The organism is Pseudomonas uvaldensis (assembly GCF_021271205.1).
GTDB classification, from domain to species: Bacteria; Pseudomonadota; Gammaproteobacteria; order Pseudomonadales; family Pseudomonadaceae; genus Aquipseudomonas; species Aquipseudomonas uvaldensis.
On sequence record NZ_JAIWKS010000003.1, the window covers coordinates 132,310 to 153,187 of the forward strand.

17 protein-coding genes are annotated in these 20,878 nt (G+C 59.6%); 5 read left to right on the forward strand and 12 right to left on the reverse strand.

The features are described 5' to 3' along the window. Positions 1–186: 186 nt before the first annotated feature. The gene (locus LCU97_RS07005; RefSeq protein ID WP_232775991.1) at positions 187–2,415 is read left to right on the forward strand and encodes an alpha-xenorhabdolysin family binary toxin subunit A; all 2,229 of its coding nucleotides are present in this window, start codon (positions 187–189) and stop codon (positions 2,413–2,415) included. Positions 2,416–2,537: 122 nt separating this feature from the next. Further along, positions 2,538–3,416 (forward strand): hypothetical protein, encoded by an 879-nt coding sequence (locus tag LCU97_RS07010; protein ID WP_232775992.1) that lies wholly within the window; start codon positions 2,538–2,540, stop codon positions 3,414–3,416. Between the two features lie 42 nt (positions 3,417–3,458). Here LCU97_RS07010 and LCU97_RS07015 read toward each other — a convergent pair whose 3' ends face one another. The 5 genes from LCU97_RS07015 to LCU97_RS07035 all read right to left on the reverse strand — a co-directional run bounded on the left by LCU97_RS07015 (position 3,459) and on the right by LCU97_RS07035 (position 8,529). Further along, positions 3,459–4,622, reverse strand: coding sequence for a type III PLP-dependent enzyme (locus tag LCU97_RS07015; protein WP_053152177.1), 1,164 nt, complete (start codon positions 4,620–4,622; stop codon positions 3,459–3,461). Between the two features lie 479 nt (positions 4,623–5,101). Further along, a complete protein-coding gene (locus LCU97_RS07020) occupies positions 5,102–6,259 on the reverse strand; it encodes an osmoprotectant ABC transporter ATP-binding protein OsmV (RefSeq protein WP_232775993.1) in 1,158 nt (385 codons plus the stop codon). Continuing rightward, entirely contained in the window at positions 6,256–6,909 is a 654-nt protein-coding gene (locus LCU97_RS07025) for an ABC transporter permease (RefSeq protein WP_053152182.1), read from the reverse strand. The genes LCU97_RS07020 and LCU97_RS07025 overlap by 4 nt, the downstream gene beginning before the upstream one ends. 12 nt (positions 6,910–6,921) lie before the next feature. Next, a complete protein-coding gene (locus LCU97_RS07030) occupies positions 6,922–7,815 on the reverse strand; it encodes a glycine betaine ABC transporter substrate-binding protein (RefSeq protein WP_232775994.1) in 894 nt (297 codons plus the stop codon). A 24-nt stretch (positions 7,816–7,839) separates the two neighbouring features. Then, positions 7,840–8,529, reverse strand: coding sequence for an ABC transporter permease (locus LCU97_RS07035; protein WP_232776227.1), 690 nt, complete (start codon positions 8,527–8,529; stop codon positions 7,840–7,842). Between the two features lie 357 nt (positions 8,530–8,886). On the opposite strand from LCU97_RS07035, the gene LCU97_RS07040 reads away from it, so the two are divergent. The 3 genes from LCU97_RS07040 to LCU97_RS07050 all read left to right on the forward strand — a co-directional run bounded on the left by LCU97_RS07040 (position 8,887) and on the right by LCU97_RS07050 (position 11,693). Further along, positions 8,887–10,470, forward strand: a complete 1,584-nt coding sequence (locus LCU97_RS07040) for a peptide chain release factor 3 (RefSeq protein WP_053152188.1) — start codon at positions 8,887–8,889, stop codon at positions 10,468–10,470. A 332-nt stretch (positions 10,471–10,802) separates the two neighbouring features. Beyond that, positions 10,803–11,048 (forward strand): hypothetical protein, encoded by a 246-nt coding sequence (locus LCU97_RS07045; protein WP_232775995.1) that lies wholly within the window; start codon positions 10,803–10,805, stop codon positions 11,046–11,048. A 183-nt stretch (positions 11,049–11,231) separates the two neighbouring features. Next, a complete protein-coding gene (locus LCU97_RS07050; RefSeq protein WP_232775996.1) occupies positions 11,232–11,693 on the forward strand; it encodes a hypothetical protein in 462 nt (153 codons plus the stop codon). Between the two features lie 136 nt (positions 11,694–11,829). Here the strand turns inward: LCU97_RS07050 and LCU97_RS07055 are convergent, their stop codons facing one another. The 7 genes from LCU97_RS07055 to LCU97_RS07085 all read right to left on the reverse strand — a co-directional run bounded on the left by LCU97_RS07055 (position 11,830) and on the right by LCU97_RS07085 (position 20,655). Continuing rightward, positions 11,830–12,810 carry a peptide ABC transporter ATP-binding protein gene (locus LCU97_RS07055; RefSeq protein WP_053152195.1) on the reverse strand — a complete coding sequence of 327 codons (981 nt, stop codon included), beginning with the start codon at positions 12,808–12,810 and terminating at the stop codon, positions 11,830–11,832. Next, positions 12,810–13,778 carry an ABC transporter ATP-binding protein gene (locus tag LCU97_RS07060; RefSeq protein WP_053152197.1) on the reverse strand — a complete coding sequence of 323 codons (969 nt, stop codon included), beginning with the start codon at positions 13,776–13,778 and terminating at the stop codon, positions 12,810–12,812. Before LCU97_RS07060 ends, LCU97_RS07055 begins: the two co-directional genes overlap by 1 nt. A 10-nt stretch (positions 13,779–13,788) precedes the next feature. Continuing rightward, complete coding sequence (locus LCU97_RS07065; protein WP_053152199.1) at positions 13,789–14,700, reverse strand: ABC transporter permease subunit; 912 nt, start codon at positions 14,698–14,700, stop codon at positions 13,789–13,791. 10 nt (positions 14,701–14,710) lie between these two features. Beyond that, positions 14,711–15,721 carry an ABC transporter permease subunit gene (locus LCU97_RS07070; RefSeq protein WP_053152201.1) on the reverse strand — a complete coding sequence of 337 codons (1,011 nt, stop codon included), beginning with the start codon at positions 15,719–15,721 and terminating at the stop codon, positions 14,711–14,713. 74 nt (positions 15,722–15,795) lie between these two features. Continuing rightward, positions 15,796–17,391: an ABC transporter substrate-binding protein gene (locus LCU97_RS07075; protein ID WP_232775997.1), complete on the reverse strand. Its 1,596-nt coding sequence runs from the start codon at positions 17,389–17,391 to the stop codon at positions 15,796–15,798. A 75-nt stretch (positions 17,392–17,466) separates the two neighbouring features. Further along, positions 17,467–18,882, reverse strand: coding sequence for an OprD family porin (locus LCU97_RS07080; RefSeq protein WP_232775998.1), 1,416 nt, complete (start codon positions 18,880–18,882; stop codon positions 17,467–17,469). Between the two features lie 168 nt (positions 18,883–19,050). Beyond that, entirely contained in the window at positions 19,051–20,655 is a 1,605-nt protein-coding gene (locus tag LCU97_RS07085) for an ABC transporter substrate-binding protein (RefSeq protein WP_053152207.1), read from the reverse strand. Positions 20,656–20,878: the final 223 nt, after the last annotated feature.

Here is a 20,878-nt window from a genome sequence, read left to right on the forward strand (position 1 = left end):
TTTGTCCTGCTGTGGCTTGCAGGTTGTTCTGGTTGTCTCGTTTTCTAATATTTGAAGAGTGGTGGCTGGACGCGAAAGTGTCTTAGAGTCTTTTTGCGCGATCGGTCATTATGTGAAGTGTTATCTCAGTTGATGGCGTTCGACGAAATTATATTTTTGAGTGAATTAGAAGACAGGAAGTCTGTGATGGAATTCAATGTGGACGACAGGATTGTCGACGCTGCGGCGCAAGCCCCCGAAGTATTTGTAGCGGCCTCCTTGGGGGAGGGGGCAGAGTATAATCGAGATCCCGGTATACAACTGACCAAAGAACAAATCATCAGTTTGCGCAAGTATGAAGTTCTCGGCTTGTCGCTGCCTTATCGATACAACGATGTGGTTGCATACTTGAATTATGGCGCGGGAGACGAGGGCGGGCTTGGGCTGACGGCCAGGGATTTCCTGCGGACATTTTCAATGACATATGACCATGCCAAGCGTTGGGCGCCCTTACGCCAGGAGATCATGCTGACAGGCACCCATCTGAAATTGTTCGCTGGAAAAATCATCGAGAATGGCGAAGGGATTGTAGACGTCTATCGGGATAGCGAGATTTCCAAGTATCTCGACGAGCATGAAATCAACACGGTGGAGGGCTATTTGCAGCTCAAGCTCAAACACCCCCGCCTTCCCGATATCACGCTGCCTTCGGGGGATATTCCAGAGATCAGGTACTACCTCGATTCCATGCTTGCGGATGTGAGGGACTGCCGAACGAAGGCAGAAAAAGTCAGGCTGGAGCTGGATCGCTTCGGCATCGATTTGCGTGAAAAGGTCTTGCCGGAAGTCAAGCTGCGATTGAAAGCCGTCAGTGAGAATACCTATAAGCAGGACATTCAGGCGCTTCAGGAGGATATCGACCTACGGGCCGCAGAGATCGACGAGCTCAATAAGCAATACGATCAGATGGTAAAGGAAGCGATCATTTCAGCCGCGACGATGAATGTGGGCGGGTTGATCATGGGCATCTATCAGGGGGTCAAGGCTGAGCAGGTGCGCACTAAACGTAAACAGTTGAAAGAAACGCAAGACATTGCCATCCAGAAAATGGCCAGTAAGAACCAGACGCTGAGTTCCTTGAATCGCGTACGAGGGGATCTGCAGGATCTGAGTGCCGTTACCATTGAAGCGGAAGTGGCAACCCAGAACCTGATGCTGGTGTGGGAGGCGCTCGGTTTATATATCACTTCTTCGCTGCAGGAAGTGGACAAGATAAACAATGCCGTGAGCTTGCGGGCTTTTATCCGTAATGTGCGTAAGGTGTTCAGTCCCTGGTTTGCCATAAGAACAAGTTCCGATGCATTGCTCGCTGTGTTTGCAGAGGCCCAGAAGGAATACGAAATGGATAATTTAATTTCAAGGAGGATGGGGCGAATGATGTTGAAGGTTTCCGATTATCCCACTTTCGATATGGCAGTGTTGCGCGGTCATAATTCGGTTGTTCAAAATGCCAGCGTTCGGGCGCAGATGCTCTTTCAACAGCATGAGTATCTACCCGGCGTGGTGGGGCGGATGACCGGTCTGGCGCTTGTGATCGACCGCACGACGTTTGGTCTGCGTAGCCGTGCCCAGACAACGATTTATGAATTGCGGCGAGCGCTCGGTAACCTTGAGGAAATTCAGGAGGATTTTGAAAGCTCGCAAGACATCCATGAAAAATATGAAATGTCCAAGGAATTGGAGGATGAGCTTCGAGGGGTGTTTCTAAAGCTCTCTGGGCAGACCAATGAACTGAAAAAAATCCGGATTGACCTCAGTACTCGCTACGACCAGAACGCCTCGGCGCAATGGATCGTTACCCTGGAACAGGATCGGGCATTTGCCGACGGACAGAAAAACAAGGCCGAGGCCAAGCGCGTTGAACTGAATGCGCAGATGAAGTCGGTTGCTGATGCGATTCGATTGCTTGAAAAAAGCGGCGTGGAAAAAATCGGTCAGCAGGCTCAATTGACCGTGGACAGTCTGATAGCAATGGGCATGGCGCCTCCTCAAGTCCAGATTGCATTGCTGGCCATGGAGACACTGAAGAAAACGCTCTCGGGCATTGCCGAAAGCATTTCTTATCTCAGCATGGTCGCCGGGTTGAACAGGCTTCAGGAGCAGGTCAGGCAACTGCAGCTGGAGGCCGAAGCGTATGCCAGGGACATTACCTTGATCGGGCGAAAAGTGGAGTTGGTCCAGAGCCTCGATCTATTGGATGGCGGGCGTTGGGATTACGTCAAAACGTTCGAGAACATCGTGGAAGCTTTTGAGCGGTTCACGCAGGCCTTCGAGCATGACAAGTCGCAGCCTGTCGAGGACCGCGTGCGCACCGCTTGTGGGCTTATCCCGGGCATTGTCAATTACCTGCTGCCGATCCGTGGAGAAGCTGCATAAAGGGCCAGACACGGAACCATTCCGAGCGCAATGGTCATTTCCCTTAGTGAAGCGGTGGTGGAGCAGGTGTTCGGTTTCCTTGCGAAACAGGACGCTGGCCTCTGCCATCGCCAAGGCAGATCATGAATCAATTCAACTATGAGTTTACCGGGGCGCAGCGAAAAACCCTGGATCGTTACGCTCAATTTCTTGGCTCCCTGCGCTCGATCCTGAACAACATACCGGTCGCGCTCGAGCGCCGAAAAAAAATCGGCCATCAACTTGCCGTGCTTGCGGTGGATTCACGGTGGAACAACGCTTCGTTCAACGGGCAGTATCTCTCGGCGCTTTGGGGGCACGTCAATGAAGTCAAAATACGCTTCGCAAACGAGGTCACGGCGCTGGCGGTTTACACCGAAGAGGCGCTCGGCATCACCTCACGGACTTCCAGAAGAGAACCGATCGAACAGGTGGATTTCAGATTGTTCAGTCTGGCCGCTTCGCAACGCTGGTTATTGGCGGCGCCAACAAAGGTAGAGGACCTGACCCATGAGTTTCATTTGCGCTTCATCGACCTCAGAAGCGCGATCAGGCAGTGGGTGTTTCGATTCAACGAGCTGTATCAAGAGTCGTTCGGGTTGGATGCGGTGTTCATGAGGGCCATGGCCCATCGTTCCTGTCGTTGCCACACCCAACCGACCGTGGCACAGGTGTTATTCCAGGAGACGCTTACCACGCCTGTCTGGGACATCGCTTATTCTTCTCGGGATGCATCGATCCGGGCGATGGAGTATCAGGCGGATATCGCCTTGTTATTCAAGGCTGTCAACAAGCTGAACGCGCAGATGGGGTTACTGGCTCAGGATCTGTATCAGCGTATGGAGGGCGTGGTGCTGGAGCTCAGGCGCGCAAGCTATGCCGTCCGGCTGGGAGAGTTGAATTCGAAGTTAAGCACGGTAATGAAGGAGCTTCAGCAGTGCATGATGTTGCTGGAGAATTTCGAAACCTGGCTGCGCAAATAAAAAGGTCCATGATGTCATGGACCTTTTTAGCGACAGGTTACGTTACACGTAGAACGACTTCAGCGGTGGGAAGCCGTTGAACTCCACGGCGCTGTAGCTGGTGGTGTAGGCACCGGTCGACAGCCAGTACAAACGGTCACCGATCGCCAGGTTCAGCGGCAGGCCGTACTTGTAGTTTTCGTACATGATGTCGGCGCTGTCGCAGGTCGGGCCGGCGATGACCACTTCTTCCATCTCGCCTTTCTTCTCGGTCCAGATCGGGAACTTGATGGCTTCGTCCATGGTTTCGATCAGGCCGGAGAACTTGCCCACGTCGGTGTACACCCAACGCTCGACGGCGGTACGGGATTTACGCGCCACCAGCACCACTTCGCTCACCAGAATACCGGCGTTGGCGATCAGCGAACGGCCCGGCTCGAGGATGATTTCCGGCAGGTCGTCGCCGAAGTCTTCCTTGAGGAAGCGGATGATTTCCTCGGCGTAGGTTTCCAGACTGTTGGTGCGGGTGATGTAGTTGGCCGGGAAGCCGCCGCCCATATTGATCAGCTTCAGCTCGATGCCGTCTTCTTCTTTCAGGCGCTCGAAGATCACCTTGACCTTGGCAATCGCCGCGTCCCAGACGCTGATGTCGCGTTGTTGCGAGCCAACGTGGAACGAGATGCCGTAGGGCACCAGGCCCAGGTCGCGGGCCAGGATCAGCAGGTCCATGGCCATGTCGGTCTGGCAGCCGAATTTGCGCGACAGCGGCCAGTCAGCGGTGGTCGAGCCTTCGGTGAGGATGCGCACGTAGACTTTCGAACCCGGTGCGGCTTTGGCGATGTTACGCAAGTCGGCTTCGGAGTCGGTGGCGTACAAGCGCACGCCCTTGTCGTAGAAGTAGCGGATGTCCTTGGATTTCTTGATCGTGTTGCCATAGCTGATCTGGTCCGGGCGCACGCCGCGGCTCAGGACCTTGTCCAGCTCATAGATCGAGGCGATGTCGAAGTTCGAGCCTTTTTCCTTGAGCAGGTCGATGATTTCCACCGCCGGGTTGGCCTTGACGGCGTAGTAGACCTTGGCGAATTCGAAACCGGCGCGCAGGTCATCATAGGCCTGGGCGATCATCGCGGTGTCGATGACCACGAACGGGGTTTCCTGCTTGTCGGCGAACGCCTTCATTTTCTGAAAGGTATCGCGCGCGAAATAATCTTCGACCTGGATCGACATACGTTGGGACTCCTACTGGCAAACATCAGGATCAATGGGTGTGAAGGCTGGCAGCCTTCGTGAACGTCCTCCGTATCCCCACTTTGGTTCGCCTACTTCCCAAGGCATGTCGCCGAAAGCAAAAAGGCCATGGGACGCGTGTTCCCTTGGCCTTGCTGTCTCGTCGTCAGTACTTGAGCCGGATGGATCGTTTCCAGCATGGACGTTCGGCGCGAACTTTAGGGCGTGAGGGGCCTGAGATCAACTAAAAATGTCGCGTTTTTGCACGCATTCGTCGTGCGGCACGCGACAGCTCCTGATGTAACCGACCTGCGTGACAGATTGATGTTCCCGCTGAAGCTGTTATTGAGGCGTTTCAGGGAAATTTGTGGTGCTCCATTCGCGAGCAAGCCCGCTCCCACAGTGGTCTGCGTTCAGCCACAAACTGGTCGGCCGATGCCTATCCCATGTGGGAGCGGGCTTGCTCGCGAAAGCGTCCATCAAACCTGCGCAATCTCCGCCGGCGACACGATACGGGTTTTGCCGCCACGCGAGCGCCCGGAGCTGAGGTACTCGGCAATCGATTCCTGGGTGACCTCGCCGAGGAACACCCGCTCGGCATCCATCACCGGCAGCCAAGAGCGGTTGAATTCGTACATGCGTGACAGCAGGATCCGCAGGTGTTCGTCGTAGGCCGCGGTGGCGTTGAACTCGCGCAGGTACTGTCCACAGGTGCCGCTCTGGCGGTGCAGGTCGCGACGGCGTACATAGCCCAGGGCCTTATTCTCGGCGCAGGTGACCACCACGTAGCGCCGGTCGTGTTCGTCCATCAGCTCCAGCGCCTCGGCCACCGGCGTCTCGGGGCTGACCGACGGGGCGTTGTCCGCCGCGTCCTCGGCCTTGACCAGTAAGAGCCGCTTGAGGGTGCTGTCCTGGCCAACGAAGTTGCTGACGAACTCATCGGCCGGGTGCGCCAGCAAGGTGTCCGGGTGATCGCACTGAATGAGTTTGCCGGCGCGGAAGATTGCGATCTTGTCTGCGAGCTTGATGGCTTCGTCGATGTCGTGGCTGACCATGATCACGGTCTTGTTCAGCGCCCGTTGCATCTCGAAGAACTCGTTCTGGATCATCTCGCGGTTGATCGGGTCCACCGCGCCAAACGGCTCGTCCATCAGCAACAGCGGTGCCTCGGCGGCCAGGGCGCGGATCACGCCGATCCGTTGCTGCTGGCCACCCGACAATTCACGCGGATAGCGATGCAGGTATTGCTTGGGTTCGAGCTTGATCATGCTCATCAGCTCGCGGGCGCGGTCGTGGCATTTCTGTTTGTCCCAGCCGAGCAACTTCGGCACCACCACGATGTTCTCCTCGATGGTCATGTTCGGGAACAAGCCGATCTGCTGGATCACATAGCCGATATTGCGGCGCAGGGTCACCTCGTCCAGGCCGGTGGTGTCTTCGCCATTGATCAGCACCTTGCCCGACGTCGGCGGGATCAGCCGGTTGATCATCTTCAGCGTGGTGCTTTTGCCACAGCCCGACGGCCCGAGGAACACGCAGATCTCGCCTTCGTTGACGGTCAGGTTCACCGAGTCCACGGCCTTGACGTCCTTGCCGTTGCTCTTGAAGGTTTTGCTGAGGTTTTGAAGTTCGATCATTTGGTTAATCCTTTAGGAGTCAGCGAGCGTTGCAGCCATTGCAGAAGCAGGTCGGCGAAGATGGCCAGGAGACTGACCAGCACGGCGCCGACGATCAGCATCGACATGTCGCTGCGGCTGATGGAAGCGAGGATGAGCACGCCCAGGCCACCGGCACCGATGGTGGCGGCGATGGTCATGACGCCGATGTTCATGACCACGGCGGTGCGCACGCCGGCCAGGATCACCGGCACGGCGATAGGCAGTTCGACCATGCGCAGGCGCTGGCCGAAGGTCATGCCGATGCCTCGGGCGGCTTCACGAATGCCGGGTTCGACGCCGGTCAGGGCGAGATAGGTGTTGCGCATGATCGGCAGCAGGGAATAGAGAAACACGGCGGTGATCGCCGGCATCGGCCCCAGGCCCTGGCCGAATTTCGAATAAAACGGCAGTAACAGGCCGAACAGCGCAATCGATGGAATGGTCAGCAGTACGGTGGCGCTGGCCTGCAACGGGCCGGCGAGCGCTGGGAAGCGGGTCATGAAGATACCCAACGGTACGCCAATGATGATCGCCAGGGTGACGGCGATACCGACCAGGGTGATGTGCTGCCAGGTCAGGTGCAGCACTTGTTGCCAGTCGAGATGAGAAAAGGCGTTCAAGAATTCCATGGCTTTTCCTCTTCAGTCGATGGGGTGTTGGCGCAGGAAGTCGGCGGCCACAGCGGAAGGGCTTTCATGACCGACGTCCACGCGGGCGTTGAGCTGGCGCATGGTTTCGTCGTCGAACAGCTCGGCCAGGGGCTTGAGCTGGGCGGCCAGTTGCGGGTGTGTGTCAAGGAAGGCTTGGCGCACCACCGGCGCGGCGGTGTAGTCGGGGAAGTAATGCTTGTCGTCTTCCAGCAACTTCAACTTGAACGCGTTCAGTCGGCCATCGGTGGTGTACACCAGGCCGGCGAACACCTGGGCGTTGCGCAGGGCGGTGTAAACCAGCCCCGCATCCATCTGCCGAATGTTCTTGCGGGTCAGGTTCAGGCCGTACTGTTCGACCAGGCCGGCCAGTCCGTCGGAGCGGTTGGCGAATTCGGTGTCCAGCGCCACCAGGTGATTCTCGTCGGCTTCGGCCTGCAGCACGGCGTTGAGCTGGCTGATGTTGTTGATCTTGGGATACTGCCGGGCGACTTTCTCAGGCAGTGCCAGTGCGTAGGTGTTGCTGAATTTCGACGGCGAAAGCCAGACCAGGCCTTTTTTCGCATCGAGTTCTTTCACCCGGGCGTAGGACTGGGCGCTGTCGAGTTTTTCCGTGACATGGTTGTAGGACACCAGTGACACCCCGGTGTATTCCCAAAGCAGGTCCAGTTGCCCGGTCTCATGGGCGCTGCGGGCCAGGTTGCTGCCCAGGCCGCCGGTGATCTGCGCGTCGTAGCCTTTGCCGCGCAGGTACTGGGCAGTGATTTCCGCCAGCAGCGTCTGTTCGGTGAACACCCTGGCGCCGAGGCGGATCAGCGGTTTTTCCGCCGCCTGGGCTATCCCTGCGAACAGCAGCAGGCAGCCCAGCAACAAGCTTGTCTTCTTCATCACGATTCCTTTATCCAACCGGGTTTATGACGGGCGCAGGCCACGTTCCAGCCAGAGGCGGCTGGCCAGTGTCACCAGACCGTCGAGCAGCAGCGCCAACAGGGCGGTGCAGGCCGCGCCGAGCAACAGTTGCGGCTGGTTGTTCAAGGCGATGCCGGGGAAGATCAGGCTACCGAGGCTGTTGGCGCCGATCAGGAAGGCCAGTGGTGCGGTGCCGACGTTGATGGCCAGGGCCACGCGCACGCCGCCGACGATGATCGGCACGGCGTTGGGCAACTCGACTTTCCACAGCACCTGGCGCGGGGTCATGCCGATGCCGGTGGCGGCTTCCTTGAGAGAACCCTGGACGTTCTTCAGGCCCTCATAGGTGTTGCGCACGATGGGCAGCAGCGAGGCGAGGAACAGGGCGAAGATGGCGGGCCCGCTGCCGATGCCCAGGATGCCCAGGGCGATGGCCAGTACGGCCAAGGGCGGCACGGTGTTGCCGATGTTGAAGATTTGCATGAAGCGTTCGGCGCGCCCGACCATAGCAGGACGGCTGAGGGCGATGCCGGCGGGAAGGCCCATGATCAGGGCCGCGAGCATGGAAACCAGGACCAGCATCAGGTGTGCCTGGAGATAAAACAGCAGGTCGTCACGGTAATGTTGGATCGTATCGATGCCGATCCAGTGGACCAACAGGGCCAGGAGAGCGATGACGACGACACCCCCCATAAGCCCTTTGCCATAGCGGATAGCCACAGGCGGACTCCTTTTCTTTCAGTCGGCGCACGCCTCCTCTGGCGGCAAGCCCCATGGTTTGCCGAGGAAAACGTTCGCGAGAAGCAGCTCTTTTTACCGTCGGTAAACGACGGTTCATTCGAGCCATGAGCGCAGCCCCGTCAGGCTAAGTGGCTGATTTTCAAGACCCTGACGAATGGCTGTAACAGGGAGGTGGACGTCCGCACGCGGCAAAAGGTTCCCCTGTCGGGAAGGAACGGGTCACCTTCGATGTGCTCAACGGTTCGGTTCCTGGTACAAGTTGAGCTATAATCGCCGCCCTTTTTTGAATCACCTGCCAGGCGATTTCCCATGACCAAACAGGCCGCCGAAGTCGCGAAACGCCGCACTTTCGCCATTATTTCCCACCCCGACGCGGGTAAGACCACCATCACCGAAAAGCTCTTGCTGATGGGCAAGGCGATTGCGGTGGCCGGCACGGTGAAATCCCGCAAGTCCGACCGCCATGCCACCTCCGACTGGATGGAGATGGAAAAGCAGCGGGGCATTTCCATTACCACGTCGGTCATGCAGTTCCCGTATCGCGAGCACATGATCAACCTGCTCGATACTCCGGGCCACGAAGACTTCTCCGAAGATACCTACCGCACACTGACCGCGGTGGACTCGGCGCTGATGGTCCTCGACGGTGGTAAGGGGGTCGAGCCACGGACCATCGCCCTGATGGACGTCTGCCGTCTGCGGGATACGCCGATCGTCAGCTTCATCAACAAGCTCGACCGCGACATCCGCGACCCCATCGAGCTGCTCGACGAAATCGAGGCCGTCCTGAAGATCAAGGCCGCGCCGATCACGTGGCCGATTGGCTGCTACCGCGACTTCAAGGGCGTGTACCACCTGGCGGGCGACTACATCATCGTCTACACCGCGGGCCACGGGCATGAGCGCACCGAAACCAAGATCATCGAACGGCTGGACTCCGACGAGGCGCGTGCGCACCTGGGCGACGAGTACGAGCGTTTCATCGAGCAACTGGAGCTGGTGCAGGGCGCCTGCCACGAGTTCGACCAGCAGGCCTTCATCGACGGTCAGATGACCCCGGTGTTCTTCGGTACCGCACTGGGCAACTTCGGCGTGGACCATGTGCTCGACGCCGTGGTCGACTGGGCCCCGCGCCCATTGGCCCGGGTCGCCAACGAGCGCACCGTGGAGCCGGTGGAAGAGAAGTTCTCGGGCTTCATCTTCAAGATCCAGGCGAACATGGACCCCAAGCACCGCGACCGCATCGCCTTCATGCGCATCTGTTCCGGCAAATACGAGAAAGGCATGAAGATGCGCCACGTGCGTACTGGCAAGGACGTGCGCATCGGCGACGCCCTGACCTTCTTCTCCTCGGAACGCGAGCAACTGGAAGAAGCGTTCGCCGGTGACATCATCGGCCTGCACAACCACGGCACCATCCAGATCGGCGACACCTTCACCGAAGGCGAAACCTTGGGCTTCACCGGCATCCCGCACTTTGCCCCGGAATTGTTCCGCCGCGTACGCCTGAAGGATCCGCTCAAGTCCAAGCAACTGCGCCAGGGCTTGCAGCAACTGGCCGAAGAAGGCGCCACCCAGGTGTTCTTCCCGGAACGCAGCAACGACATCATCCTCGGCGCCGTGGGCGTGCTGCAGTTCGACGTGGTCGCCAGCCGCTTGAAAGAGGAATACAAGGTCGAGTGTTCCTACGAGCCGATCACCGTGTACTCAGCCCGCTGGGTCGATTGCAGCGACAAGAAGAAGCTCGAGGAATTTTCCAATAAGGCTGTGGAAAACCTGGCACTGGACGGCGGCGGTCACCTGACCTACCTCGCGCCGACCCGGGTCAACCTGGCGCTGATGGAAGAACGCTGGCCAGACGTGAAATTCCGCGCGACCCGCGAGCATCACTAAGCGCTGAGTAGCAAGACCCAAACCCCGTTGTGAGAGCAGCGGGGTTTTTTGTTGGTGCTAACTCACCAACGGTGGGAGCGGGCTTGCTCGCGAAGAGGCCTTCACATTCAGCCTCTTCATTGGCTGTCACACCGCTTTCGCGAGCAAGCCCGCTCCCACAATGGATTGCATTCCAGGCATAACTGTTCGAACTAACTTCTATTCGAAAGCGGTCTGTCGATGAGGGGCATTCTGCCTGGGGTTCTGCGTCCTATTCTGTAAGCCAACCTGTTCGGGACTGTGTCCTGGACGCCGTCGGGTCGCGGCTTTATTCAGAAGAGAGGGAGTTGGCTATGAACAGGTTTCTACGGGGCATGTTGCTGCTGAAGGTCGTGGTCATGCTGTCCCTGGGCTCTACAGCCGCATGGGCCGAATGCGATGAGCATGAAAAGCACGCCGCGGGTGGGCAGGTGATGCAGGGCGGGATGATGCTGGCGACTGATGATCAAAAAGACACCGGCGATCAGGATGGTGATGATTCGAGCGTCGATCAGCCGAATCCAGACGACGATGCTGATGAAGGCGATAGCCAGTCCTGAGATCGTCGTGAATCGCTTGCTCCATTGATAACCGCAACGCTGTCCATGGCGCACCACCGAACCTGTAGCGAGGAAGCTATCCCTGAATGTCCGATGCGCTGACCTGTCAGGTTTGACAGTAGACGCTTATGTGGTCGGCTCTTATAACTCAGGTGCAACGATTATCTGGGATCGGAGAGCAAAATGAGCACCAGCGACCAATCAGAAAAAGCGTCGGGATACTTGAACGGATGGGTAGGTGGCGTCGCGTTTGATTCAACTTCGCTCACGTTGATGGCCGACGGGAGCAGTGAGGATTTTGTGATCCAGGCCGTTTGGGTAGGCGACGATGGGCGTCAGAGGGAGCTGATCTTCTATATTCCCGAACGGGACCGGGAGCCAAAGATCTATCGGTTTCCTTCGGCTGAAGGGGCCGGCGCGTACTATGAGATCGCGGGAGAGCGAACCATGGATTGGGAGGGCGGTTCCATCACCCGGGAGCGAGTGGATTTTACTTCGTTCGACCCCAGGCAATGGCAGGTGGTGATGGGGTTCAATTTCGAGGTCAGCCTCGATGGTCAGGCTGTGTGGATCAAAGGTGAGGGCGAGGTCACCGGCGCATCGCCGTGGGGCAGGAGCATGCGCCAGCGCTTTGCCTCAGCCTGATTCCTGTGGCGAGGGAGCTTGCTCCCGCTTGAGTGCGTAGCGCTCACAAGAATGGGGCTGCTGCGCAGCCCAGCGGGAGCAAGCTCCCTCGCCACAGGGGGCGGTGTTGTTCAACACCCCCATTAGACCAGACTCCTTATGCCGCGCCGTTGAGGAATTGCTCGGCGTAATGGCACGCTACCAGCCGGTTATCGAGCGGACGCAAGGCCGGCTCTTCGGTCTTGCAGCGCTCGGTAGCGTACGGGCAGCGCTTGTGGAAGGCGCAGCCGGGTGGTGGGTTGAGCGGGTTGGGCAGTTCGCCGACGATCTTGATCTTCGGCTTGTTCGGGTCCGGGTGGATGGTGGGCGTGGCCGACAGCAGCGCCTGGGTGTACGGGTGCAGCGGGCGGCTGTAGATCGACTCGTTGGGGCCCATTTCCACCGGGCGACCGAGGTACATCACCATCACATCGTCCGCGACGTGCTGCACCACCGCCAGGTTGTGGGAGATGAACACGTAGGCCGTGTTGAACTCCTGCTGCAGGTCCATGAACAGGTTCAACACCTGGGCCTGGATCGACACGTCCAGCGCCGACGTCGGTTCGTCCGCCACCAGCACTTTGGGTTGCAGCATCATGGCGCGGGCCAGGGCGATGCGCTGGCGCTGACCGCCGGAGAACATGTGTGGGTAGCGCTGGTAATGCTCGGGGCGCAAACCCACCTGCTTCATCATCGCCTGGACTTTTTCACGCCGCTCCGTCGCCGACAGGTTGGTGTTGATCAGCAACGGCTCGGCCAGTTGATCACCGATTTTCTGCCGTGGGTTGAGGGAGGCATAAGGGCTCTGGAACACCATCTGCACGTCTTTGCGCAGTTGCTTGCGTTCGGCCTTGTTGGCACCGGCGACTTCCTGGCCGGCAATTTTCAACGAGCCTGCGGACGGCTCCTCGATCAGTGTCAGGGCCCGGGCGAGGGTGGATTTGCCGCAACCGGATTCGCCCACCACGGCCAGGGTCTTGCCGGCTTCGAGTTCGAACGAAACGCCATTGAGGGCACGCACGGTCGCGTGGCCCTTGAACATGCCGCGGGACACTTCGTAATGACGGGTCAGGTCACGGGCGGTAAGTACGACGGCCATCACGCCACCTCCTGGTTCAACGGGTAGAAGCAGCGGGCGAGGCTGTTGGTTTTCGGGTCGAGGGCAGGACGCTCTTGACGACAGTTATCCCGCACGTACGGACAGCGCGGCGACAACAGGCAGCCCTGCGGGCGGTCGTAGCGACCGGGAACGATGCCCGGCAGCGTCGCCAGGCGCTCGGCGCCCATGCTGTGCTCCGGAATGGCCGCCAGCAGTGCTTCGCTGTACGGGTGGGCCGGAATGTCGAACAGCTCGGGCACCTTGCCCACTTCCACGGCCTGGCCGGCGTACATCACGCACACGCGCTGGGCGGTCTCGGCCACCACGGCCAGGTCGTGGGTGATCAACACCAGGCCCATGTTCTGTTCTTTTTGCAGCGCCAGCAGCAGGTCCATGATCTGCGCCTGGATGGTCACGTCCAGGGCGGTGGTCGGTTCGTCGGCGATCAGCAGTTTCGGCTCGCCGGCAATTGCCATGGCAATTGCCACGCGCTGGCTCATACCGCCGGACAGTTGGTGAGGGTAGGCGTCCATGCGGTTGGCGGCGCCGGGGATCTCGACTTTTTCCAGCAGCTCGATGGCACGCTTGCGGGCGGCCTTGCCGGACATCTTCAGGTGCAGGCGCAGCACTTCTTCGATCTGGAAACCCACGGTGTAGCTGGGGTTGAGCGCGGTCATCGGGTCCTGGAACACCATTGCCAGGTCCTTGCCGATGATCTGCCGGCGCTGACGGGCGCTCAGCTTGAGCATGTTATGGCCGTCGAAATTCAGCGCGTCGGCGGTCACGATGCCGGGGTGCTCGATCAGGCCCATCAGCGCCATCATGGTCACGGACTTACCCGACCCCGATTCGCCGACGATAGCCAGCACTTCGCCTTTTTCCACGCTCAGGTCCAGGCCGTCGACCACCGGGACGGCGGTGGCGTCGCCGAAGCGGACGTTGAGATTCTTGATTTCTAGCAGTGACATGGGAATCTCCTCAGGCGGCATTCTTGAGTTTCGGGTCCAGCGCATCGCGCAGCCCGTCGCCCATCAGGTTGATTGCCAGCACGCTGAGCAAAATGGTCAAGCCAGGCAGGCTCACGACCCACCAGGCGCGTTCGATGTAGTCGCGGGCCGAGGCCAGCATGGTGCCCCACTCTGGGGTGGGCGGCTGGACGCCGAGGCCGAGGAAGCCCAGGGCGGCGGCGTCGAGGATCGCCGAGGAAAAGCTCAGGGTTGCCTGTACGATCAGCGGCGCCATGCAGTTTGGCAGTACGGTGATGAACATCAGGCGCGGCAGGCCGGCACCGGCCAGGCGGGCGGCGGTCACGTAGTCGCGGTTCAGCTCACCCATCACCGCGGCGCGGGTCAGGCGTACATAGGACGGCAGCGAGACGATGGCGATGGCGATCACGGTGTTGATCAGACCTGGGCCGAGGATGGCGACGATCGCCACGGCCAGCAGCAGCGAGGGCAGGGCCAGCATGATATCCATCAGGCGCATGATGGTCGGGCCGAGGATGCGCGGGAAGAACCCGGCGAACAGCCCCAGCAGGATGCCAGGGATCAGCGACATCACCACCGACGACAAGCCGATCAGCAGCGACAGGCGCGAACCCTGGATCAGCCGCGACAGCAGGTCGCGACCCAGCTCGTCGGTGCCCAGCAGGAACTGCATCTGCCCACCTTCGAGCCAGGCCGGTGGGGTCAGCAGGAAGTCGCGGTACTGTTCACTCGGGTCATGGGGCGCGACCCACGGCGCAAAGATGGCGCAGAACACCACCAGGATCATGAACAGCAGCCCGGCCACGGCGCCCTTGTTACGGGAAAACGCCTGCCAGAATTCTTTATAAGGAGACGGATACAGCAGGCTTTGATCGACTGCTACCGAAGGAGTTGGAGTACTCATGGATTTGATCTCAGCGCTGGTGACGGATACGTGGGTTGGCAAAGCCGTAGAGGATGTCCACGACGAAGTTGACCAGAATCACCAGGCAGGCGATTAAGAGGATGCCGTTCTGCACCACGGGATAATCCCGGGCGCCGATGGCTTCGATCAGCCACTTGCCGATGCCCGGCCAGGAGAAGATCGTTTCGGTCAGGACCGCACCGGCCAGCAGCGTGCCGACTTGCAGGCCGACCACGGTCAGCACCGGGATCAACGCATTGCGCAGGCCGTGCACGAACACCACGCGGGTCGGCGACAGGCCCTTGGCCTTGGCGGTGCGGATGTAGTCTTCGCGCAATACTTCGAGCATCGAAGAACGGGTCATGCGGGCGATCACCGCCAGCGGAATGGTCCCCAGCACGATGGCCGGCAGGATCAGGTGATGCAGGGCATCGAGGAACGCGCCTGGCTCGTCGGCCAACAGCGTATCGATCAGCATGAAGCCGGTTTTCGGCTCGATGTCGTAGAGCAGGTCGATCCGCCCGGACACCGGCGTCCAGCCCAGGGACACCGAGAAGAACATGATCAGGATCAGGCCCCACCAGAAGATCGGCATCGAGTAACCCGCCAGGGAGACGCCCATTACCCCATGGTCGAACAGGGATCCTCGCTTGAGTGCCGCGATCACCCCGGCCAGCAGGCCCAGGATACCGGCGAACAACAGGGCGGCCATGGACAGTTCCAGGGTCGCGGGAAACAGGGAGCTGAACTCGGTCCAGACGCTTTCGCGGGTGCGCAGCGATTCGCCGAGATCGCCGTGGGCCAGTTTGCCGATGTAGTCCAGATACTGGGCATACAGCGGTTTATTGAGGCCAAGGCGTTCCATTGCCTGAGCATGCATTTCGGGATCGACCCGACGTTCGCCCATCATCACTTCCACGGGGTCGCCGGGGATCATGCGAATCAACGCGAAGGTCAGCAAGGTGATGCCGAAGAACGTGGGAATCAACAATCCCAGTCGGCGGGCAATAAAACTAAACATCTTCAGGTGTACCTCATCAGCCGGTTAGGCGTGCCCGGCAGCCCTTGGATAAGGGTTGCCGGGGACTTTCTTATCTACTTCACCTGGGTGGTGGCGAAGTTATTGGTGGTGAGCGGGCTAATGGAATAGCCCTCTACGTTCTTGCGCATTGCCGTGAACATCCGGGTGTGGGCCATGCTGATCCACGGTTGGTCCTGGTTGAAAATCACCTGGGCCTGTTCATAGAGCCTGGTCCGCTCCTCGGGGTTCACTGTGGCGCGGGCCTGGTCGATCAGCGCCTGGAATTTCTCGTTGCACCAGCGGGCGTAGTTTTCGCCGTTCTTGGCCGCCTCGCAACTGAGCATAGGCGTCAGGAAGTTATCCGGGTCGCCGTTATCACCCGCCCATCCGGCGGACACCATGTCGTGCTCGCCGTTTTTCGCGCGCTTGAGCATTTCACCCCATTCCATCACGCGGATGTCGACCTTGATCCCGACTTTCGCCAGGTCGGCCTGCATCATCTGCGCGCCCAACATCGGGTTGGGGTTGGTCGGGCCGCCGCCGTTGCGAGTGAACAACGTCAGCACGGTGCCTTCCGGCACGCCGGCTTCCTTGAGCAACTGGCGGGCCTTGTCCAGGTCCCGCGGCGGGTTCTTCAGTTCGTGATTGAAGCCCAGCAGGGTCGGTGGGTACGGGTTGACCGCCACGGTGGCGTTGCCCTTGCCGAACAGGGCATTGACGTAAGCCTCTTTGTCGAAGGCAATGTCGATGGCCTTGCGCACCCGCACATCGCTCAGGTACTTGTGCTGGGTGTTCATGGCGACGTAGGACACGGTCATGGCGTCCAGTTCGTCGACTTTCAGGTTGGCGTCTTTCTTGATGCTTGGAATGTCATCGGGCTTGGGATACAGCGCGATCTGGCATTCGTTGGCCTTGAGTTTCTGCAGGCGTACGTTGTTGTCGGTGGCGATGGCCAGTACCAGGGCATCGGCTGGCGGCTTGCCGCGGAAGTAATCCGGGTTGGCCTTGAAACGCACCTGGGCGTCCTTGTTGTAGCGCTGGAACACGAATGGCCCGGTGCCGACCGGCTTGCTGTTCAGGTCGCCGGTCTTGCCAGACTTGAGAAGCTGGTCCGCGTATTCGGCCGGGTAGATCGAGGAGAAGGCCATGGCGATGTCGGCCAGGAACGGTGCTTCGCGGCGGGTCAGGGTGAACTTGACGGTGTGCTCGTCGACTTTCTCGACGTTCTTGAGCAGCTCTTTGAAGCCCATGCTTTCAAAGTAGGGGAAGCCCACGCTCGAGAGTTTGTGCCATGGGTGGTTCGGGTCCAGCTGGCGCTGGAAACTCCAGACCACGTCGTCGGCGTTCATGTCGCGGGTCGGCTTGAAGTATTCGGTGGTGTGGAACTTGACGCCCTTGCGCAGGTGGAAGGTGTACGTCAGGCCATCGTCACTGATGTCCCAGGATTCGGCCAGGGCCGGAATCACTTCGGTGGTGCCGGGCTTGAAGTCGGCCAGGCGGTTGAAGATGGTTTCTGCCACGGCGTCGGCGGTGACTGCAGTCGTGTACTGGACCATGTCGAAGCCTTCCGGACTGGCTTCTGTGCAAACCACCAGGGGTTTGGCCGTGGCGCCAACGGCGACACTCAGCAGCGCGGCGGTGATGGCTGCGCGTAGGGGAATCATGTTCATCGTCAATCCTCTGCAATCGGTTGAACGGTTAAAGCCGGACGGCCGACCTTGTGGGTCGACCGTCCGGCGCAGGGTTTACAGGATGTTGAACGGGATGGTGGTGACCAGGCGGAACTCGTTGAGGCTGCCGTCGGCCTGGTTTTCACTGGCGCGGTGTGCGGTATAGGTCGCACGAATTGCGGTAGCTTTGAGCGGGCCGCTCTGTACGGCATAGGATGCACCGATGCCGTATTCGTAGTGGTGTTCGCCGTCCATCGCGGTCACGTCGCTGTAGCCGGTGCTTCTGTAATGAGTACCGTCGATGCCCCAGCCGCGCGCCTGGTAGATGTTGAATTTCAGGCCGGGCACGCCGTATTCGGCCATGTTCAGACCATAGGCGATCTGGAAGGATTTCTCGTTCGGGCCGTTGAAGTCCGACAGCAGGGAGTTGGCCAGGTAGATGCCGTTGGTTTCGTGCAGGTAGTCGAAGTACTCGTTACCGTTCACTTCCTGGTACGAGAACGTCAGGCTGTGGGCCTGATGGGTCAGGCCGAACGACAGGGAGTAGGTGTCGTTGTCGATGTCGCCCAGCTTGCTTTTGCCCGCATCCACGGTCTTGTAGTAGTTCAGGCCGGTGGTCAGGCTCAATACCGAACTGTCGCCCAGTTCATGGGTTGCGCCGAAGTAGTACTGGTTCCAGATATCTTCGGCCTGGGTCGCCCAGAGGCTGGTTTTCAAGCTGGCCAGTGGCTGGTAGGTGATACCGGCGGTGTTGACGTGATCGGTTTCAACGCTGCTGTCGCCGTATTCGGAGCGGAATTTGCGCTGGCTTTCCTCGGTTCGTGGCGAGTTGCGGTCGAAGGTCGCGATATCGAACGCGAGGTTCTCGAACTCTTCGCTGTGCAGGCTCACACCCTGGAAGCTGGAGGGCAGGGCGCGGTTACCGATGACATCGACCATCGGACTGCTGAAGTTCTGGCGGCCGGCGGTCAGGGTGGTGTTCGACACGCGCGCCTTGACGTTAGCCAGGCCCAGTTTGCTCCACTGGCCGACGGCGTCGCCGCCTTCGTGGGTCAGGGTACGGTTGTTGCCCGCACCTGGGCGCGTGGTCGGGGCGCCGCCGTTGTTGGACGCCAGATCCTTGCGATCCCGGTCCAGGGCGATGGCGTTGTAGGCCGCCACTTCGGTGCTGAAGCCGACGGTGCCCTGAGTGAAGCCGGAGTTGTATTTGACAATGGTGCCCTGCACCCAGTTGATACGACGATCGGTTTCGCGCGGCTGGCCGTCCTTGCGATAGGTCAGTTTCGTGCCGCGTTTGAATTGCTCGTTGGCATACCAGTTACGGGTAGTGCCGGTCACCGATTGGCCTTCGATGAAACCTTTGGCTTCGCTTTGCTCGCTGGTGGTCTTGAGGGTCACCGGGGTGACGGCCTGGCTCTGAGATTCTGCAAAGGCCGTCGCGGTGATGCTGCTGATGGCCAAGGCCAGTATCGCGGTGCTGCTCAACTTCATGGGTAACGCTCCTTTTTCTTTCTTTTTTATGCCGGTCTTTTTTGGTGATACGGCTATCGGTTTTACAACTCATCACAGTCGCAAACGTTTGCATGGCGCCTGATCGACGAATTCAGGCAAGACGTGTGCGTGAGAGCCCCTGGGGGCCCTCGCTGCAGGGCTAATCGGTTATGGGTTCAGGCTGACGCCCGAGAACACGTTGCGACCGAAGGGGCTGACCTTGAACCCTTCGACTTTGGCACTCAGCGGCTGGTTGACCGTCGAGTGGGCAACAGGAGTGATCGGCACTTGCTGCTTGAGCAACTGCTGGGCCTGTTTGTAGAGCACGGTGCGCTGGTCGCGATCAGTGACGACTTTGGCCTGCTTGATCAGCTTGTCGTAATCCTGGTCGCACCACATGGAGTAGTTGTTGCCGCCAATGGCATCGCAGCTGTACAGCGTGCCCAGCCAGTTGTCCGGGTCACCATTGTCGCCGGTCCAGCCGATCAGGCTGACGTCGTGCTCGCCGTTCTTGGTGCGCTTGATGTACTCGCCCCATTCGTAGCTGACGATCTTCACCTTCAGACCGATTTTCGCCCAGTCGGCCTGGAGCATCTCGGCCATCAGCTTGGCGTTGGGGTTGTACGGGCGTTGCACGGGCATCGCCCACAAGGTGATTTCCGTACCTTCCTTGACCCCGGCGGCCTTGAGCAGCTCCTTGGCTTTTTCCGGGTTGTAGGGGGTGTCCTTGATGGTGTCGTCGTAGGACCACTGGGTCGGTGGCATGGCGTTCTGCGCCAGCTGCCCCGCGCCCTGGTACACGGCATTGAGGATGCCCTGCTTATTCACCGCCATGTCCAGTGCCCGGCGTACTTCCACCTGATCGAACGGTTTGTGGCGGGTGTTATAGGCGATGTAGCCGAGGTTGAAGCCGGGCTTCTCGATCAGTTGCAGCTTGGGATCGTTCTTCAAGGCGGGCACGTCGGCCGGACGCGGATGCAGGGTGATCTGGCATTCGTTGGCCTTGAGCTTCTGCACTCGCACCGAGGCGTCGGTGTTGATGGAGAAAATCAGGTTGTTCAGCTTGACTCGTTCCGGCGCCCAGTACTGCTTGTTGGCGACGTAGCGGATGTTGGAGTCCTTCTGGTAGCTCTTGAACTCGAACGGCCCGGTGCCGATGGGCTTCTGGTTGATGTCGCTCGGCTTGCCGTCCTTGAGCAACTGGTCGGCGTACTCGGCCGACAAAATCGAGGCGAAGCTCATGGCGATATTCTGGATGAACGCGGCGTCCACGCTGTTGAGGGTCATGACCACCGTCAACGGCCCGGTCTTTTCCACCTTGGCGATGTTCTTGTTCAGGCTCATGCCGTTGAAGTACGGGAACTCGGTGGGGTAGGCCTTGCGGAACGGATGCTGCGGATCGAGCATGCGGGTGAACGTGAACACCACGTCGTCGGCGTTGAAGTCCCGGGTTGGCGTGAAATAGTCGGTGGTATGGAACTTCACCCCTTCGCGCAGGTGGAAGGTGTACTTCAAACCGTCTTCGGAAATATCCCAGCTCGTCGCCAGGCCCGGTACGACATTGGTCGCGCCCTTTTCAAACTCGGCCAGGCGGTTGTACAGCGGTTCAGCGGCATCGTTGTCGGTGGCGGTGGTGTATTGCGCCGTGTCGAAGCCGGCGGGGCTGCCTTCGGAACAGAACACCAGGCTACCAGCGGTGGCGGCGTGGGCGGCGGATGTCGCGGCCAGCAGGCCGGTACTCAGCAATGCGGATAAAACCAGGGTATGGCGCATGACGCTCCCTCTCTCGTTCGGTGTGTTTGACAGTGAACCGGCGTCCTTGGTGGGACAGGTCCGGGAACACCGGGCTCATTCCATTGTGTACAGCAATGCCGCAGGGCTGGCAGATCTGCCCGGTTCCAGCGGTATGGGCCGTGGTTCGGGCAGTAAATGCGTAACGCCTGAAAGACTTGTGAGAAAGGGCGATACATCCTCGACCGGCTACGGCAATGCGCAG

Bases quoted from the DNA above. Each gene is read 5' to 3' on its own strand.
- LCU97_RS07005 (WP_232775991.1), top strand. From the start codon at position 187: ATGGAATTCAATGTGGACGACAGGATTGTCGACGCTGCGGCGCAAGCC.
- LCU97_RS07010 (WP_232775992.1), top strand. From the start codon at position 2,538: ATGAATCAATTCAACTATGAGTTTACCGGGGCGCAGCGAAAAACCCTG.
- LCU97_RS07015 (WP_053152177.1), bottom strand. From the start codon at position 4,622: ATGTCGATCCAGGTCGAAGATTATTTCGCGCGCGATACCTTTCAGAAA.
- LCU97_RS07020 (WP_232775993.1), bottom strand. From the start codon at position 6,259: ATGATCGAACTTCAAAACCTCAGCAAAACCTTCAAGAGCAACGGCAAG.
- LCU97_RS07025 (WP_053152182.1), bottom strand. From the start codon at position 6,909: ATGGAATTCTTGAACGCCTTTTCTCATCTCGACTGGCAACAAGTGCTG.
- LCU97_RS07030 (WP_232775994.1), bottom strand. From the start codon at position 7,815: ATGAAGAAGACAAGCTTGTTGCTGGGCTGCCTGCTGCTGTTCGCAGGG.
- LCU97_RS07035 (WP_232776227.1), bottom strand. From the start codon at position 8,529: ATGGGGGGTGTCGTCGTCATCGCTCTCCTGGCCCTGTTGGTCCACTGG.
- LCU97_RS07040 (WP_053152188.1), top strand. From the start codon at position 8,887: ATGACCAAACAGGCCGCCGAAGTCGCGAAACGCCGCACTTTCGCCATT.
- LCU97_RS07045 (WP_232775995.1), top strand. From the start codon at position 10,803: ATGAACAGGTTTCTACGGGGCATGTTGCTGCTGAAGGTCGTGGTCATG.
- LCU97_RS07050 (WP_232775996.1), top strand. From the start codon at position 11,232: ATGAGCACCAGCGACCAATCAGAAAAAGCGTCGGGATACTTGAACGGA.
- LCU97_RS07055 (WP_053152195.1), bottom strand. From the start codon at position 12,810: ATGGCCGTCGTACTTACCGCCCGTGACCTGACCCGTCATTACGAAGTG.
- LCU97_RS07060 (WP_053152197.1), bottom strand. From the start codon at position 13,778: ATGTCACTGCTAGAAATCAAGAATCTCAACGTCCGCTTCGGCGACGCC.
- LCU97_RS07065 (WP_053152199.1), bottom strand. From the start codon at position 14,700: ATGAGTACTCCAACTCCTTCGGTAGCAGTCGATCAAAGCCTGCTGTAT.
- LCU97_RS07070 (WP_053152201.1), bottom strand. From the start codon at position 15,721: ATGTTTAGTTTTATTGCCCGCCGACTGGGATTGTTGATTCCCACGTTC.
- LCU97_RS07075 (WP_232775997.1), bottom strand. From the start codon at position 17,391: ATGAACATGATTCCCCTACGCGCAGCCATCACCGCCGCGCTGCTGAGT.
- LCU97_RS07080 (WP_232775998.1), bottom strand. From the start codon at position 18,882: ATGAAGTTGAGCAGCACCGCGATACTGGCCTTGGCCATCAGCAGCATC.
- LCU97_RS07085 (WP_053152207.1), bottom strand. From the start codon at position 20,655: ATGCGCCATACCCTGGTTTTATCCGCATTGCTGAGTACCGGCCTGCTG.